Here is a 16,721-nt window from a genome sequence, read left to right on the forward strand (position 1 = left end):
GGATTGGAACGAAGGAGCGTATCTTCATACGTGACGGAGTGACAAGACGAAGTGGACGAAGAAGCGCGCCGATGATTGGCCGTCCAGGCATAGTCCGGTAGCAATAGCGAAGAGGTCACACCCGTTCCCATGCCGAACACGGCCGTTAAGCTCTTCTGCGTCAATGGTAGTTGGGGGCTTCCCCCTGCGAGAGTAGAACGTTGCCGGGCACTTTAAGAACCCCTTCATCTGATGGTTAACCCATTGGATGAAGGGGTTTTTTGTGTATCCGGATAGTGCAGGGTTCGGTACCAAGAAGTTCGAAGTCATGAGCAAGAAGAAAAAGACGTGAACCAAGACGGATTGTGCTTCTATTAAGAAGGGGAGGGGGATAGTAAGAAAAAAGGGCGGAGAATCAAGAAGAAAAGATGGAATGGAATAAACCTATTCAGGTTTAGATAGATTGAAGCTGAAGCTGAAGCGGAAGGGAGAAAGGCAATAGCAAGAAAGAGAAGGTCTTAACCAAGATGGAGTATAGATTCATCAAGACGCCAGCTTCCGAAGCAAGAAAAACTGAAGGATAAGCAAGAGCAAATCAGCTTTTACACAGCAGCAAGCCCCGATACCAAGATAAACAGCTAGGTAACCAAGAACCTCCCTTCATTAGCAAGAGAAAAGACGACGTTAGCAAGAACCTTTTTCATACCACCAAGAACCATCTCGCCGTACCAAGAAGCCCTTCCCCACACCAAGCCCGAGCCCTACGCACCAAGAGAGAAAGCCCAACAGTAAGAGCTCTGCCCAACCATTTCAAAAGGAATAAACCTATCCAGGTTTTAAACCGATTAAATTAACCAGAAAACCAAGGACAATACCAAGAACAACAAAGCCTTATCCAATGAAGAGTACCCATTCACCAAGAACCGAGCTGCACCACCAAGAGAAACTGGAGGAAAAACAAGAGCAACCAACCTCTTACCCAGCCACAGGCCTCGACACCAAGAAAAATAGCTAGCGCACTAAGAACCTCGCCTCACTAGCAAGAGGAAGGGGAATATTAGCAAGAGCCTCCTTCAAAAAACAAGAGCGATCACTCCCAAGCAAGAAGTAACTCTCCTTACCAAGAACCATCTGCTCACACCAAGAGACACCTCCCCATACCAAGCCCCAAGCGCCAAACACCAAGAACTTCCCCACACCAATCCATCCCACGTCATTCAAGCGAACATAAATAATGTTCAAAAAGCATAGGTAGTTTCATGTTGGAGATGGAGAGGAACTGTTTGATAAAGGGAAGGTCTTCTCCTTCAAAGTTATGGTGAAGTTCTCCCCACCACTCTGCTTCGTAGCGGCAAATCATGCTAAGGTTGTAGAGAAGAAGATAGTGAATAGATAGTTCTGGTAGGGGGCAAAAGTCTTCTCGTTTGCGCAGGATGTAGTGTTTTCCATCGATTGCTGTGAGCCAAGGTGGGCTTTGATATGAAGTTGGTTTGAAGTGTAAAGGTATTGTGATGCTATGGTTGTTTGATTGAATACCCATTTGTCGATTAAACCAGTTGTTTTGATTCTGTTGTTCTAAGAATAGTCCAAATCGATTAGCTGTCATGTGGAGATCATCTAATAGGTCGGAGGCTATGCTAAAGGATTGATAACGGTACGTAACGGGCAGACTGATTTTCTGGTTTTGCATTGTGGAATATAAGGAGTGCATGTCAGCGATTTGTTTCATTAGTGCATTCATTTTATATTTTTCGGATGGCATCTGTTTCACATGAAACATTTTAGAGAGAGAGTGCAGAAAAAGGCCGTTCTTTTGGATTTTTATTTCGTCATCAAGAAATCGATAGCCTTGTTTTTTTCGCTTTCTGGTGGTGACACCATGGGCGAGGATGGCGGAGTTTTCTGGATAAAAAGGGTCCGCTGTTAAGACGCATGCTTTGAGCATCTGAACAATTCCGTAGAAGAGCAGCATAGGTTGTATTTCAATTGGTGATTGAGCTGCTTGTTTAAAGTATAATCGTCCCTGCTGTAGGTGGTAAATAAATGAATAGCTGGTATGATAACTTAAAGTTTTGGCGTTAGGGAATGATTGTTGTTCGTAACAATTGGTTAAAAAACGCTTTGTGTAGCTGATTGATTCAAATGGTACCAAGGCATCTTTCAATGGAATCACTCTTTCAACAAATATCGTTAGTATATTCAGAAAAGTTGTACTTAACGCCTTTTCTTGACAGTAGTTTACCCAATTGATACGCTACTAATAATATTCTGAGGTACTTATCTATATTATATTTGGGAGGATGATTCACATCATGTGGGAAACTAAATTTCAAAAAGAAGGCTTAACTTTTGATGATGTATTACTTATACCTGCCAAATCAGACATTTTACCGCGTGATGTCTCGGTGAAGACAGAGCTTTCGGAAAATCTGAAGCTTAATATTCCTGTTATCAGTGCAGGGATGGACACGGTAACGGAATATCAAATGGCTATTGCGATTGCTCGTGAAGGCGGTCTTGGTATTATCCACAAGAACATGTCGATTGAAGAGCAAGCGGAGCAGATTGATAAGGTTAAACGTTCGGAGAGTGGTGTTATTACAAACCCATTCTATTTGACTCCAGATCGTCAAGTATTTGACGCGGAACATTTAATGGGGAAATATCGGATTTCTGGAGTTCCAATTGTTGATGAAAATCGCAAACTTGTAGGGATTTTAACGAACCGTGATCTACGTTTTATTGAGGACTATTCGATTACGATTGATGACGTGATGACAAAAACGAATCTAGTTACTGCTCCTGTAGGTACAACGCTTCAGGAAGCAGAAAAAACGTTACAGCAATACAAAATTGAGAAGCTTCCACTTGTTGATGATGAGGGCATTCTTAAGGGTCTAATTACGATTAAAGATATTGAGAAAGTAATTGAGTTTCCGAACTCAGCAAAAGACACACAAGGTCGTTTAGTAGTTGGAGCGGCGATTGGGGTCTCAGCGGATGCTGAAATGCGGATCGCTGCTGTTGTTGAAGCTGGGGTAGATGCCATTGTTATTGATACGGCTCATGGACATTCTAAAGGGGTTCTTGATAGAATTGCGCAAATTCGCGAGCAATACCCTAACTTAACCATTATTGCAGGTAACGTGGCTACAGCGGAAGGTACACGTGATCTCATTAAGGCTGGGGTAGATGTTGTGAAAGTAGGAATTGGACCTGGTTCTATCTGTACGACTCGTGTTGTGGCAGGCATAGGTGTTCCTCAAGTGACAGCAATCTATGATTGTGCAACAGAGGCACGTAAGCACGGCACACCTATTATTGCAGATGGTGGAATCAAATACTCGGGAGATATCGTAAAAGCACTTGCTGCCGGTGGACATGCTGTTATGCTTGGAAGTTTGCTTGCTGGTACTTCTGAAAGCCCTGGAGAACGTGAAATCTATCAAGGACGTCAATTTAAAGTCTATCGTGGAATGGGTTCTTTAGGAGCAATGGAAAAAGGCAGTAAGGATCGTTATTTCCAGGAAAATAATCAGAAGCTTGTTCCTGAAGGTATTGAAGGAAGAACACCATATAAAGGACCTTTAAGTGACACGATTCATCAGCTAGTTGGTGGTATTCGTGCTGGTATGGGCTATACGGGTACACCAACTATTGCAGATTTACGTGAAACAGGAGAGTTTATAAAAATCAGTGGAGCTGGCTTAAGAGAGAGTCATCCGCATGATGTTCATATTACAAAAGAAGCGCCGAACTACTCTGTTTAATGAGTGACGCGAAATTGTAACGTTTTTCAAGTAGATAGAGTCTAACTCTATCTATTTTTTTATACTTGCATATGATAAAATTACCTCTGTGTTAAAAATAGCGGAGGTGGAAGGTTTGAGTAAGCCAGGCAAAACAAAAGGCACTACTTGGAATGATGGCAGCATCGCTGGCATTAACAATTGGATTAAACCCGCATACAGCGGAAGCGGCTGTTGATGTGAATGCATCAGCATCGATTTTAGTAGACGCAGATTCAGGAAAAATTCTATTTGCAGATAACATAGATGATCAACTACCGATAGCAAGTATGACTAAAATGATGAGTGAGTATTTAATTTTAGAAGCGATTGATCAAGGAACGATTAACTGGGATGACGAGGTTAGTATTAGTGATCCAGTCCGTGCTCTTTCCTTAAAAATAGATTTATCTAATGTACCACTTAGACAAGATTACACCTATACTGTAGAAGAGTTATATCAATCCATGGCCATTTATTCAGCAAATGCGTCAACCATTGCTTTGGCTGAGCATGTAGCTGGTTCTGAAACTGATTTTGTGCAAATGATGAATGACAAGGCAGGAGAGCTTGGACTTGAAAGTTATAGCTTTGTTAATTCAAGTGGATTAAATAATAGTGATCTTGCTGGTAATCATCCAGAAGGCACGGAAGCAGATGCAGAAAATGAATTAACGGCTAAATCAGTTGCACAGCTTGCGTATCATTTGATAAATGATCATCCTGAAGTTTTAGAAACAGCAAGCATTCCGGAACTTGAGTTCCAGGCAGGAGAAGAAGAAGTTATTCAGATGCAAAACTGGAACTGGATGATTCCTGGTGTAAATGCACAACATGAATATGATGGTGCGGATGGACTAAAAACAGGGTTTACATCAGGTGCAGGCAATTCATTTACTGGAACAGCTAGTCGAGACGACATGCGTTTAATTACAGTTGTAATGGGTGCCGTTACTCGTGATGATCGTTTTGATGAAACGGCAAAGTTGTTTGATTATGGATTTGATAATTTCCATGAAGTCGAATTATTACCTGAAGGGTATAAGCCTGATGGTGAAGATGTGATTCCTGTAACAGGCGGGAAAGAGAATGAGGTTTCCATTTCTACATCTGAGGCTCTTTCAGTAGTTGTGAAAAACGATGAAGAAGAGCTTTATTCACCAGAGGTTACATTATCTGAAGAGTTATTAAATGAAGATGGAGAGTTTGTGGCTCCACTTGAAGAAGGACAAGAGGTTGGAGAAGTTCAATTAGCGTATAATGGTGAAGAAGACGTCCAATACTTATATGATAATCGATCAAATTCAACTCCACTTGTAGCGGATCAAGCTGTGGAAAAAGCAAGCTGGTTTACGATGAGTATGCGAGGCATTGGAAGCTTTTTCTCAGGTATTTGGACATCCGTTTCTGATACTGTTACAGGCTGGTTTTAAAGGTAAGCACCAACTCCTTTTTGAGTATGTGTAATTAAACAATATACTATATTTCAGACTATTAGAGTGGGGGATTTTAAAATGAGTCAAACTGGTACAGATCTTGTGAAACGTGGTATGGCGGAAATGCAAAAAGGCGGTGTCATCATGGATGTGGTGAACGCCGAGCAAGCAAAAATTGCGGAAGAAGCTGGAGCTGTAGCCGTTATGGCACTTGAGCGTGTTCCTTCAGATATTCGTGCCGCTGGTGGAGTAGCAAGAATGGCTGATCTTCAAATTGTTGAGGATGTTATGAAGGCTGTTTCCATACCTGTTATGGCAAAAGCGCGTATTGGGCATATTGTAGAGGCGCGTGTTTTAGAATCAATGGGTGTTGATTACATTGATGAAAGTGAAGTTTTAACACCTGCCGATGAAGTCTTTCACTTATACAAACGTGATTATACAGTACCATTTGTTTGTGGCGCACGTGATCTAGGTGAAGCAGCTCGTCGTATTGGCGAAGGAGCATCTATGATCCGTACAAAGGGTGAACCAGGAACGGGTAATATTGTAGAAGCTGTTCGTCATATGCGTATGATGCAAGCACAGATTAAAACAGTAGCAAATATGTCTAAAGATGAGCTGATGACAGAAGCGAAAAACCTTGGGGCATCTTATGAGCTTCTTCTAGAAATCAAAGAAACAGGGAAATTTCCTGTTGTGAATTTTGCAGCTGGCGGTGTGGCCACTCCTGCTGATGCGGCATTGATGATGCAGCTTGGTGCAGATGGTGTATTTGTTGGCTCTGGTGTCTTCAAATCGGACAACCCTGAGAAGTTTGCTCGTGCTATTGTTGAAGCTACAACTCATTTTACAGATTATGAGTTGATCGCAAATGTTTCTAAAGGCCTTGGTTCAGCAATGAAAGGATTGGAGATCTCTACACTTGCTCCATCTGATCGTATGCAGGAGCGCGGCTGGTAAGTATGATCAAAATTGGTGTACTTGCTCTGCAGGGAGCTGTGCGGGAACATGTGCGCAGTCTTCAAGCAGAGGATACTGAGATTATTATTATTAAAAAGGCTGAGCAGCTTCAAGAAATAGATGGCTTAGTTTTTCCTGGTGGCGAAAGTACAACGATGCGCCGCCTGATTAATCAATACAATTTTTTTGAACCTTTAAAGGCATTCGGTAAAAGTGGAAAACCAATTTTTGGTACATGTGCAGGGCTTATTCTTATGGCAAGTGAAATCGCTGGTCAAGACCAAGCGCATCTTGGACTAATGGATATGAAGGTTCAAAGGAATGCATTTGGTCGTCAAAGGGAAAGCTTTGAAACAAGACTTGAAGTTCAGGGTGTTGCAGAGGATCTGCGCGCTGTTTTTATTCGAGCACCTCTAATTGAAGAGGTGGGCGAACACGTAGAGGTACTCTCTACATACAATGGAGAAATTGTAGCTGCACGAGAAGGTCATTACTTAACGTGCTCATTTCACCCTGAATTAACAGATGATTTCCGTTTGCATCGTTTTTTTGTTACAATGGTGAAAGAAGCAAATAAACAAAGAACTAAATAAGAAAATATGTTGATAGGGATTAGTAAGGCTTATACGTTTGATTCAGAGAGCCGGTGGTTGGTGCAAACCGGAACAGACTAGCTTGAATCCACCCTTGAGTGAATGGTCGAAATAATAGTAAACTGTTCCGTTTTGCCTTCGTTACAGGTTTCGAGTGGTCTTCATTTTGTGAGGGCTATAAGGGTGGCAACGCGGGTAAACTCTCGTCCCTTCTATACACATGTATAGGAGTGGCGGGAGTTTTTTGTTTGAATTGAAGAATCTGAGGAGGAAAAAAGATGTTAGATGTGAAGCAATTACGAAAAGAATTAGAGACAGTAAAAGAATTATTAGCTACTCGAGGTGGCGAACAAAAAGGGTTAAATCAATTTGAGCAGTTGGATAGCGAGCGTCGCGCGTTAATCGTTGAGACGGAAGAACTGAAAAGTCGCCGAAACCAAGTATCTCAAGAGGTAGCAAAGATCAAGCGAGAAAAAGGGGATGCGGATGCTCTCATTAAAGAAATGAAGCAGGTATCTGAAAACATTAAGGCATTAGATGAAAAGCTACACCAGGTTGATGAGCAATTAGATACCATCTTATATACATTGCCAAACCTGCCTCATGAGAGTGTACCTGTTGGCGAATCTGAGGAAGATAATGAGGAGTTACGAAGCTTGGGGCGAGACTAAAGAGTATTCTTTTGAACCTAAACCTCATTGGGACTTAGCAAGTGATCTTGGTATTGTTGATTTTGAGCGTGCAGCAAAAGTAACAGGTAGCCGCTTTGTCTTTTACCGTGGGATGGGTGCTCGGCTAGAGCGTGCACTGATTAACTTTATGATGGATTTGCATGCAGATGAGCATGGTTACGAAGAAGTATTACCGCCTTACATGGTGAACCGTGATAGTATGCTTGGAACGGGGCAACTTCCTAAGTTTGAGGAGGATGCATTTAAAATTCGTGAAGAGGATTATTTCTTAATTCCTACGGCGGAGGTTCCAGTTACCAATCTGTATCGTGATGAAATTATTGAAGGGGATAAACTTCCACTGCGTTATGCAGCATATAGTGCATGCTTCCGTTCTGAAGCAGGATCTGCAGGTCGTGATACACGAGGATTGATTCGTCAGCACCAATTTAATAAAGTAGAGATGCTTCATTTCTGTAAACCAGAAGATTCTTATGCAGAGCTTGAGAAGATGACAGAGCATGCAGAACGAGTTCTTCAGCTTCTTGATCTGCCATATCGTGTGCTAACATTATGTACAGCAGATATGGGCTTTACAGCGGCTAAGACATATGACCTTGAAGTATGGCTACCAAGCTATGGAGAGTACCGTGAAATCTCTTCTTGTAGTAATGTAGAGGGTTTCCAGGCGAGACGTGCAAACATTCGTTTCCGTCGTGAAGCAAAAGGCAAAGCGGAGCATGTTCATACGTTAAATGGCTCTGGTCTTGCTGTTGGCCGTACAGTAGCAGCGATTCTTGAGAACTATCAGCAAGAGGATGGAACCATTAAGATTCCAGAAGTCCTACAGCCATATATGGGCGGTAAAACAACCATTCAATAAGAAAAGGGGGATCACAAGATGAAATATGCGATTTGCCAAACGAAGCTTGTTCCTGGTCAACCAGAGGCAAACTATCAGATTATTGAGCAATGGACACATGCAGTGATGTCTGCAGAGCAGAGGCCTGATATCTTGGTCCTTCCGGAGATGTGGACGACAGCCTATACACTGCCTGATCTAGAGCAGAAAGCAGAACATCGTCTTGAGATCACTCTTCCGTTTCTTCAGCGACTTGCAACGCAGTACGATGTTCATTTTATTGGAGGATCGGTTGCCAATAAAAAGGATGGAGGAATTTATAATACAGCTCTTGTTGTCAGCAGACAGGGAAAGCTTGTGTATGAATATGATAAGGCTCATTTAGTTCCTATGCTAAATGAGCCAGCTTTTCTCCAAGAGGGAGAGTCGCTTTCGCAAGTATTTGAGCTAGATGGCGTAAAAATGGGTGTCATCATATGTTATGATTTACGTTTCCCTGAGCTAGCCAGGTCACTTGCCCTTGAAGGGGTACAGGTGCTCCATATTGTAGCAGAATGGCCTGAAGCAAGAACACTACACTGGCAGGCTTTACAGGTAGCACGTGCTATTGAAAATCAATTTTATGTTGTATCAAGTAATGTAATTGGAACGCACGATGGAGTTGAATTTGCAGGTCGTTCAATGGTGGTTGATCCTTGGGGGAACACTCTTGCCATGGCATCTCAAGATATCGAAGAATCCATCACTATCTCCTTAAAGCTAGATCAGGTACCACAAGTGAGGCAAGATGTACCAGTTTTTAAAAGCCGACGATCAGATCTCTACTAAAGTAATTAAAAAAACAGTGACAATCGAAAACAATAAATATTACAATATCCCTAACCATTCGACATAATTTTCAGAAATAAGGGTAAACATGAAGATTATAATCTATTTTAGAAAAGAGGGATATTGATTGAGCAAATCACCATTATCACAAACACAGATGAGTGACAAGCAGCGAAGCTCTTTTATTCGCGGAGCTATTTTTCTTATGGCAACGTCGTCTATAGGGCCAGCTTTTTTAACTCAAACTGCTGTTTTCACTCAACAATTTTTGGCAAGCTTTGCTTTTGCCATTGTTGCTTCTGTAATCATTGATATAGGAGCACAATTAAACATATGGAGAATCATTTCCGTATCCGGTATGCGAGGCCAGGATATCGCTTGGAAAGTGTTACCTGGTCTTGGTTTATTTGTTGCAATCCTTATGGTATTTGGAGGCTTTGCATTTAATATCGGTAACGTGGCAGGTGCAGGGTTGGGTTTAAATGTATTATTTGGGATTCCTGTGTTATGGGGTGCCGTCATTACTGCAGCTATCGCAATCATTATTTTTCTAATTAAAGATGCGATGAAGGTAGTCGATCGGGTTATTCAAGTATTAGGAATTATCATGATTTTAATGGTAGGTTATGTCATGTTAAGCACTAGTCCTCCGGTTCAGGAAGCTTTGGTTAAAGCTGTTTTACCTGATAATTTTAAGAGTCTTCTTCTTCCAATTGTCACACTCGTTGGAGGGACTGTAGGTGGCTATATATCATTTGCTGGTGGTCATCGATTAATCGATGCCGGTATTACGGGGAAAGAGAACGTGAGATTCGTTAGTAGAGCGGCAAACTTAGGTATTCTAACAACTAGTACTGTTCGGGTATTTCTGTTTCTTGCTGTATTAGGTGTTGTAGCCATGGGTTATACATTAGATGCTGATAATCCAGCAGCAACGGTGTTCCAAGTAGCGCTTGGGTGATGTCGGCTATAAAATGTTTGGAGTTGTTTTATTTGCAGCTGCAATTAGCTCTGTTATCGGGTGTGCGTATACAAGTATCTCATTTTTACGATCATTCCACCCATTTTTCGCAACATATAATAATTGGATCATAGCTGGGTTCATCGCAATCTCTACGATTATTTTTGTTTTGGTTGGACGACCAGTAGCATTACTGATTATTGCCGGTTCACTAAATGCTCTAATCTTGCCAATTGTATTAACCACTATATTAATTGCATCAAGAAAAAAGTCAATTGTGGGGGATTATCATCATCCTACTTGGATCATTATTTTTGGAATTATAGCTGTGCTTGTTACAATAGTTGCAGGTTACATCTCCCTAGGTGGAATAGCAGATTTATGGAGAAGGTAAAAAAAGGATGCCGCAGTGGCATCCTTTTTTTTGTTACGTATAGGCAGGCTCACGCTTGCCTTGTTCAATCTCTTCCATGTAGTGACATGCAGCCATATGACCTTCTTTAAGATAATCAGTTGTGCGAAGCTCAGGTGTCTCCGTACGACATTTATCAGTGGCAAATGGACAACGTGTATGGAAACGACATCCTTCAGGTGGATCAATAGGAGATGGAACATCTCCTTTTAAGATAATGCGATCAGCTTTATTTGCTTGGATCTGGTACTGGGATCGCAGATAGTAATGCTTTGGTGTAAGGATGCTGCGATTGATCAAATACAGATTTCTTATCACCAATCTCAACGATACGTCCAAGATACATAACAATCACTCGATCTGAAATGTGGCGAACCACACCTAAATCATGCGAAATAAAGAGATAGGTTAGCTTCAGTTCACGCTGAAGTTTTTTAAGAAGGTTAATTACCTGTGCTTGAATGGATACATCCAATGCTGATACAGCTTCGTCACATACAATTAGTTTTGGATCAACAGACAATGCACGGGCAATTCCGATACGTTGTCTCTGCCCGCCACTAAATTCATGTGGGTAGCGATCAATTTGGTGTGGTCCAAGACCAACTGTATCCATCAATTCTTTAATACGGTTTTCACGGTCTTTTTTAGGTACAGCATTTTGAATTTCCATTGCTTCGTAAAGAATCTGTCTAACTGTTTGACGCGGGTTAATCGATGCATATGGATCTTGGAAAATAATCTGAAGATCCTTGCGCATTTTTCGCATCTCTGACTTGCTAATGGAAAGTAGGTCTTTTCCTTGAAATTCAATTTCACCACTTGTTGGTTCATCAAGTCTTAAAATGGCACGTCCAGTAGTAGACTTTCCACAACCTGATTCTCCAACAATACTAACCGTTTCTCCTTCTTTAATGGCGAAGGATACGCCATCTACTGCTTTAACATGGTTAACGGTCCGACCAAGCATTCCACCTTTAATTGGGAAATGCTGTTTTAGGTCATTAACCTTGAGTAGTTCTTGTGCCATGAACCTTCACCTCCGGATCGCCGTCCCACTCATCAGAGTAAATCCAGCAGCGTATTTGATTTCCGTGCTCGTCTTCTTCTAAATCCGGCAGACGATTGCATATCTCACTAGCATGCGGGCAACGTGGTGCGAAACGACAGCCAGTTGGCATATTAGCGGGACTTGGAACAGATCCTCTAATTACAGACAGATCTTCTCCTTCTACGTCAACGTCGTGGCGTGGAAGTGATTCAAGTAAACCAACAGTATATGGGTGACGAGGATTAGCAAAAAGCTCTTCAACAGTTGCGTACTCAACGACTTTTCCGCAGTACATAACGGCTACATAGTCACAGGTTTCAGCTACAACTCCAAGATCATGAGTAATCATGATAATCGACATACCTAAACGATTCTGAAGATCTTTCATTAGTTCTAGAATTTGCGCTTGAATCGTAACATCTAGTGCTGTTGTTGGTTCATCAGCAATTAAAAGCTCAGGATTACAGGCTAAGGCCATAGCAATCATGACACGTTGACGCATTCCACCAGACAATTCATATGGGTATTGATGCACGCGTTTTTCTGGTGAAGGAATACCAACCAGTTTTAACATATCAATTGACTTTTTAATGGCTTCTTTTTTGCCAACATTTTCGTGGATGCGGAACGACTCGCCAATTTGCTGACCCACTGTATAAACAGGGTTCAGGGACGTCATTGGTTCCTGGAAAATCATTGAGATCTCATTCCCACGGATTTTTCGCATTGCACTTTCACTTTTATTTGTTAGATCCTCGCCTTTAAACTCAATTTCTCCTCCAACAATTTTCCCTGGATTTTGGATTAATTTTAGAATCGACATAGCTGAGATACTTTTACCAGATCCAGATTCACCAACGATTCCAAGGGTTTTGCCTTTAGGTACATCAAAGGTTACTCCATCTACGGCACGAACCTCCATACCTTGAGTGAAAAATGAGGTGCGAAGATCACGGATTTTTATAATCGAATCATTGCCCATGAAGGGTCACACACCTTTCATAAAATAATTGTCCTAGTTTAGAACAGGATCAGTCTACGTCCACTCGTTTGTTTAATAGCTTGTATGCTACATCAACAAGTAAGTTTACAACTACAAATAAGAGAGAAACAACAAGCACAGTTCCTTGAACAATTGGGAAGTCACGAGCTCGAATCGAATCAATAATTAAGCGTCCCATTCCGTTGATGGCAAAGACAGATTCGGCTAAAACGGTTCCTCCAAGTAGTGAACCAAATTGCAGTCCTACAACTGTTACAACAGGAATCATTGCATTTTTAAGGGCATGCTGATAAACCACATAACGTTCTTTTACCCCTTTTGCTCGTGCTGTACGGATATAATCCTGTCCAATAACTTCGAGCATACTTGAACGAGTCATACGAGCAATGATCGCAGCTCCAGTTGTTCCAAGTGTAAGTACTGGTAACACCATTTGACTAAATGATCCCCAACCAGATGAAGCAAACCAACCTAAATTAATAGAGAAGTATTGAATAAGCATTAATCCCATCCAGAAGTTCGGCATAGACAAGCCAAACAAAGCTACAATCATAATTGCTGTATCAGCAAAGCTATAACGTTTGGTTGCGGAGATAATCCCTGCAATCATTCCTAGAAAGATACTGAAAATCGTACTATACAAGGCAAGCTCAACGGTTACCCAAAAGCGAGCTCCAATTTCGTCTCCAACAGCTCTACCATTTCGAATGGAATTACCGAAGTCTAACGTAACAACATCTTTTAAATAATTAAAATATTGTGTAGGCAATGGATCATTAAGCCCTAGTCGTTCTCTCATTTGCTCAACTTGGTCGCCAGAAGCTGCCTCTCCGGCAAGAATCTGTGCAGGATCACCAGGAATTAAATGAACAAGACTAAATGTAATAATGGTTACGCCTAAAAGGACCGGAATCGTCTGAACTAGACGTCTGATGATGAAGGTTAACATGTAATCGGCTCTCCTTTCTAATCTCTAAGCTTTGGATCAAGCGCGTCACGTAATCCATCACCAAAAATATTAAATGCTAGAACAACAAGAACAATAGCTAGTCCAGGAAATAAAGCTACGTGGCCAGCGTCGTACATATAGTTTCGACCATCTGCAAGCATCGCACCCCATTCAGGAATTGGCGGTTGAGCACCAAGTCCAAGGAAAGATAAACCGGCAGCGGTTAATATCGCTGAGGCAATACTTAATGTCGCTTGAACAATTAGTGGCGAAGTAATATTCGGAAGAATGTGTTTAAAAATGATGCGGAAATCACTAGCACCAAGTGCTTTTACAGCATCCACATATTCAAGTTTCCGAACGGTTAAGGCAGATCCACGTGCAATACGTGCGAAAACTGGTACAGAAAACAGAGCAACGGCGATAATAACATTATTCATGGATGGTCCAAGCACCGAAACAATCGCAAGTGCTAACAAAATTCCCGGGAAAGCTAAGAGAATGTCTGTGATTCTCATGATGATGTTATCAATTCGACCACCATAATACCCTGAGATAACGCCAAAAAATGTCCCTACAATCGCTCCAAGAGCAACTGATGAAAAACCTACATAAAATGTAAGGCTCATTCCGTGAATAATACGGGTAAAAATATCTCGACCGTGATGATCAGTCCCTAACCAATGGTCAGCAGAAGGTCCTTCTAGTTTGACAGAATAGTCCTGTGCATCTGGTTCTAGGGTTGTAAAATACGGGCCAATCAATGCTACGATAATTAAAAAGATAATTAAAAAAGCTCCTACCATAGCCGGTTTGTTACGGGCTAAACGCTTAAAAAAGCTCTTCATGCTTTTAATTCGCGGATTTTCGACAGGAGCCGGCGTATATTGATTGGATGGATGTTGATGTTCTTGCATAGCTTCTAACTTCCTTTCTTTAGGAGAATCGTTTTGACGTGTAAAAGCCTTATCCAGCCTGTGCTCACGTTGATAGATTATACCATGTTCAGAGAATATTAAAACAAAAAAACTATTAATGAAAAATAATCTTACAGTTTAATTTATGAAAAATGACATATTATGTCGTGTGAGACAACACAAGATTGGCTTTGTGTCGGTGCTAACGAGAATATATAGGTAGAAAGTCCTGTAAAGCAAAGTTTGTCAAGAAAGGTATTGAATCACAAAGTAGTTTTGGGGTATAGTGAATTATGTAATTTTCTGAATACATACAAAAGTGAGAGGGGTTCAAAAACTTGAAAAATTTAAAAAAGACTTATTTATTTAGTTTGGTACTAGCGTTTGCTATTTTTCTAGCAGCTTGCGCAAGTGAACCAACAGGTAACGAAGGAGATTCTGGATCTGATGATGAAGGAACATCAGATAATGGAGGAACGGAAGGAGGCGGAGATCTAATTATCTCGTTAGCTTCTGATGCTGTATCACTTGATCTTCACGGTTCAAATGATACGTATTCTAGTAATGTTGCTTCAAATATCTATGAAACTCTTGTCTATCATGACAAAGAGTTAGAACTAAAAGATGGTCTAGCAGAAAGTCATGAGCAACTAGATGCAAATACATGGGAGTTTAAGCTTGAGCAAGGTGTAAAGTTCCATGATGGATCGGAGTTTAATGCAGACGTAGTAAAAGCAAACCTTGATCGTATTCTAGATCCTGCGATCGCATCTCAACGTGCATTTTTATACGATATGATTGAAGAAGTCGAAGTTATTGATGATTATACGGTTCACATTAAAACAGAGTACCCATTTGCACCACTTCCTGCTCACTTAGCTCATAATGGTGGAGGAATGATGAGTGGAGAAATGATTGCGGAAGATTATGAAGCAATGGAAAATGGCGAAGAGCCAGGATCTGTCATCAACAATAAAGCAATCGGAACAGGATTCTTTAAATTTGATACCTGGTCTCCAGGTAGTGAACTGAAGCTTGTGAAAAATGACGATTATTGGGGAGATCCAGCGAAGGTTGATTCTGTTACCTTCCGTGTTGTTCCAGAGGATGGTACAAGAATCGCTGATCTAAGTACTGGTGCAGCGCACATCGCTGACCCACTTAGCCCAAGTGATGTTGCTCAAATTGAAGCTACTGATAATATGCATTATGAATCAACAGAAAGTGTTGCGATGATGTATATCGGTTTTAACTCTGAAAAAGAGCCATTTGATGATGCAAACGTACGTAAAGCTCTTTCAATGGCGATTAATAAACAAAGTATTATTGATGGAATTTATGATGGACATGGTCTTGAAGCAAAAAGTCCATTGGCTCCAAAAGTTTACGGATACAGTGAAGACATTGATGTGATTGAGTATGATCCAGAAGAAGCAAAAAGTCTTTTAGCTGAAGCTGGTTATGATGAAGGAGAACTTTCGATTACATTTAATACAAGTGATCACCGTGAACGTCAAAGCATTGCTGAAAATGTGCAACAAGCGTTAAATGAAATTGGCGTAAATGTGAACATTAATATGCAAGAGTGGGGTTCATTCTTAGATTCAACGGCTAACGGGGAGCAAGAAATGTTTGTTCTTAGCTGGTCTACTGTAACAGGTGATGGGGATTATGGATTGTTCCCACTATTCCACGAATCACAAAAAGGATCTGCAGGTAACCGTACATTTACAGATAATGCAGATCTGAATGAATTATTAATGGCAGCTCGTCAAAATGAGAACCAAGAAGAACGCCTTGATCAATATCTAGAAGTTCAAAATATCATCGCAGACGAAGCAATCGTCTTGCCACTATTCCACGAAGACTATCTATTAGGTGTTAGTGATAGTGTTGAAGGTTTATGGCAGCATCCTACAAGAAGATTAATGCTTCAAGATGTAACACTTAACTAAACGAAGTACAAGAAGTGGCTGGTACAGATGTTGTTCTAGCTTTCACATAAACCGAACCATTATGTTGCTTAACATAATGGTTCGGTTTTTTGTTGATTAAAAATAAGAGAGTAGGGATACTACTTTGGAGTCTACGTGTATGTTTTGTATGTTCTACGTTGGTTTTGTGCTCATTTGTAAGTAGCGTGGAGTTACATACAGATCAGCGATGTTCTAGTGTAGCTAGTTATGAATTCATTCGCCCCGATATTTCCCAAACTCATTCCAAGTAGATTCGTTTCTATCTTACTACCTATTACTACATCCATTAGAAATTAATTAAAATTCAGACGCTCTGACAAAACGGACGAGAT

At 41.0% G+C, this 16,721-nt stretch carries 10 protein-coding genes, 1 rRNA gene, 3 pseudogenes and 1 other annotated feature; of the genes and pseudogenes, 9 read left to right on the plus strand and 5 right to left on the minus strand.

Translation table 11 applies throughout. The annotated features are described in order from the left end of the window. Window positions 1–93: 93 nt before the first annotated feature. A 5S ribosomal RNA gene (gene rrf / locus NDM98_RS13880) occupies window positions 94–209 on the plus strand. A 983-nt stretch (window positions 210–1,192) separates the two neighbouring features. Here rrf and NDM98_RS13885 read toward each other — a convergent pair. Next, window positions 1,193–2,143, minus strand: a complete 951-nt coding sequence (locus tag NDM98_RS13885; protein ID WP_251608644.1) for a YaaC family protein — start codon at window positions 2,141–2,143, stop codon at window positions 1,193–1,195. A gap of 148 nt (window positions 2,144–2,291) precedes the next feature. Between NDM98_RS13885 and guaB the strand changes: the two genes are divergently transcribed. The 7 genes and pseudogenes from guaB to NDM98_RS13920 all read left to right on the plus strand — a co-directional run bounded on the left by guaB (window position 2,292) and on the right by NDM98_RS13920 (window position 10,475). Further along, window positions 2,292–3,749, plus strand: a complete 1,458-nt coding sequence (gene guaB, locus NDM98_RS13890; protein ID WP_251608646.1) for an IMP dehydrogenase — start codon at window positions 2,292–2,294, stop codon at window positions 3,747–3,749. Window positions 3,750–3,901: 152 nt separating this feature from the next. Next, on the plus strand, window positions 3,902–5,200 hold the full coding sequence (locus NDM98_RS13895) for a D-alanyl-D-alanine carboxypeptidase family protein (protein WP_251608648.1): 1,299 nt from the start codon (window positions 3,902–3,904) through the stop codon (window positions 5,198–5,200). An 81-nt stretch (window positions 5,201–5,281) separates the two neighbouring features. Beyond that, window positions 5,282–6,166, plus strand: a complete 885-nt coding sequence (gene pdxS / locus NDM98_RS13900; RefSeq protein ID WP_251608650.1) for a pyridoxal 5'-phosphate synthase lyase subunit PdxS — start codon at window positions 5,282–5,284, stop codon at window positions 6,164–6,166. Window positions 6,167–6,168: 2 nt separating this feature from the next. Continuing rightward, complete coding sequence (pdxT, locus tag NDM98_RS13905; RefSeq protein WP_251608653.1) at window positions 6,169–6,759, plus strand: pyridoxal 5'-phosphate synthase glutaminase subunit PdxT; 591 nt, start codon at window positions 6,169–6,171, stop codon at window positions 6,757–6,759. Further along, window positions 6,760–6,973 (plus strand) — a binding site (T-box leader). A 64-nt stretch (window positions 6,974–7,037) separates the two neighbouring features. Further along, a pseudogene (gene serS, locus NDM98_RS13910) lies at window positions 7,038–8,313 on the plus strand (serine--tRNA ligase). A gap of 18 nt (window positions 8,314–8,331) precedes the next feature. After that, window positions 8,332–9,120 (plus strand): carbon-nitrogen family hydrolase, encoded by a 789-nt coding sequence (locus NDM98_RS13915; RefSeq protein WP_251608654.1) that lies wholly within the window; start codon window positions 8,332–8,334, stop codon window positions 9,118–9,120. A gap of 157 nt (window positions 9,121–9,277) precedes the next feature. Beyond that, window positions 9,278–10,475, plus strand: a pseudogene (locus tag NDM98_RS13920) (NRAMP family divalent metal transporter). A 33-nt stretch (window positions 10,476–10,508) separates the two neighbouring features. On the opposite strand, the pseudogene NDM98_RS13925 reads toward NDM98_RS13920, so the two are convergent. The 4 genes and pseudogenes from NDM98_RS13925 to NDM98_RS13940 all read right to left on the minus strand — a co-directional run bounded on the left by NDM98_RS13925 (window position 10,509) and on the right by NDM98_RS13940 (window position 14,413). Continuing rightward, window positions 10,509–11,523 (minus strand): annotated as a pseudogene (locus NDM98_RS13925) (ABC transporter ATP-binding protein). Next, the gene (locus tag NDM98_RS13930) at window positions 11,498–12,526 is read right to left on the minus strand and encodes an ABC transporter ATP-binding protein (RefSeq protein ID WP_251608657.1); all 1,029 of its coding nucleotides are present in this window, start codon (window positions 12,524–12,526) and stop codon (window positions 11,498–11,500) included. The pseudogene NDM98_RS13925 and the gene NDM98_RS13930 overlap by 26 nt, the downstream one beginning before the upstream one ends. Before the next feature lie 49 nt (window positions 12,527–12,575). Then, window positions 12,576–13,496 (minus strand): ABC transporter permease, encoded by a 921-nt coding sequence (locus NDM98_RS13935; RefSeq protein WP_251608661.1) that lies wholly within the window; start codon window positions 13,494–13,496, stop codon window positions 12,576–12,578. A gap of 17 nt (window positions 13,497–13,513) precedes the next feature. Continuing rightward, on the minus strand, window positions 13,514–14,413 hold the full coding sequence (locus tag NDM98_RS13940) for an ABC transporter permease (RefSeq protein WP_251608664.1): 900 nt from the start codon (window positions 14,411–14,413) through the stop codon (window positions 13,514–13,516). Window positions 14,414–14,751: 338 nt separating this feature from the next. On the opposite strand from NDM98_RS13940, the gene NDM98_RS13945 reads away from it, so the two are divergent. Next, window positions 14,752–16,368, plus strand: coding sequence for a glutathione ABC transporter substrate-binding protein (locus NDM98_RS13945; protein WP_251608667.1), 1,617 nt, complete (start codon window positions 14,752–14,754; stop codon window positions 16,366–16,368). Window positions 16,369–16,721 lie beyond the last annotated feature (353 nt).

It is taken from the genome of Alkalicoccobacillus plakortidis (genome assembly GCF_023703085.1).
Taxonomy (GTDB): Bacteria; Bacillota; Bacilli; order Bacillales; family Bacillaceae_D; genus Alkalicoccobacillus; species Alkalicoccobacillus plakortidis.

What these genes read in the sequence shown, in the direction of transcription:
- guaB (WP_251608646.1), top strand. Translation starts at nt 2,292, where the DNA reads ATGTGGGAAACTAAATTTCAAAAAGAAGGCTTAACTTTTGATGATGTA.
- NDM98_RS13895 (WP_251608648.1), top strand. Translation starts at nt 3,902, where the DNA reads ATGATGGCAGCATCGCTGGCATTAACAATTGGATTAAACCCGCATACA.
- NDM98_RS13935 (WP_251608661.1), bottom strand. Translation starts at nt 13,496, where the DNA reads ATGTTAACCTTCATCATCAGACGTCTAGTTCAGACGATTCCGGTCCTT.
- NDM98_RS13915 (WP_251608654.1), top strand. Translation starts at nt 8,332, where the DNA reads ATGAAATATGCGATTTGCCAAACGAAGCTTGTTCCTGGTCAACCAGAG.
- NDM98_RS13930 (WP_251608657.1), bottom strand. Translation starts at nt 12,526, where the DNA reads ATGGGCAATGATTCGATTATAAAAATCCGTGATCTTCGCACCTCATTT.
- NDM98_RS13940 (WP_251608664.1), bottom strand. Translation starts at nt 14,413, where the DNA reads ATGCAAGAACATCAACATCCATCCAATCAATATACGCCGGCTCCTGTC.
- pdxT (WP_251608653.1), top strand. Translation starts at nt 6,169, where the DNA reads ATGATCAAAATTGGTGTACTTGCTCTGCAGGGAGCTGTGCGGGAACAT.
- pdxS (WP_251608650.1), top strand. Translation starts at nt 5,282, where the DNA reads ATGAGTCAAACTGGTACAGATCTTGTGAAACGTGGTATGGCGGAAATG.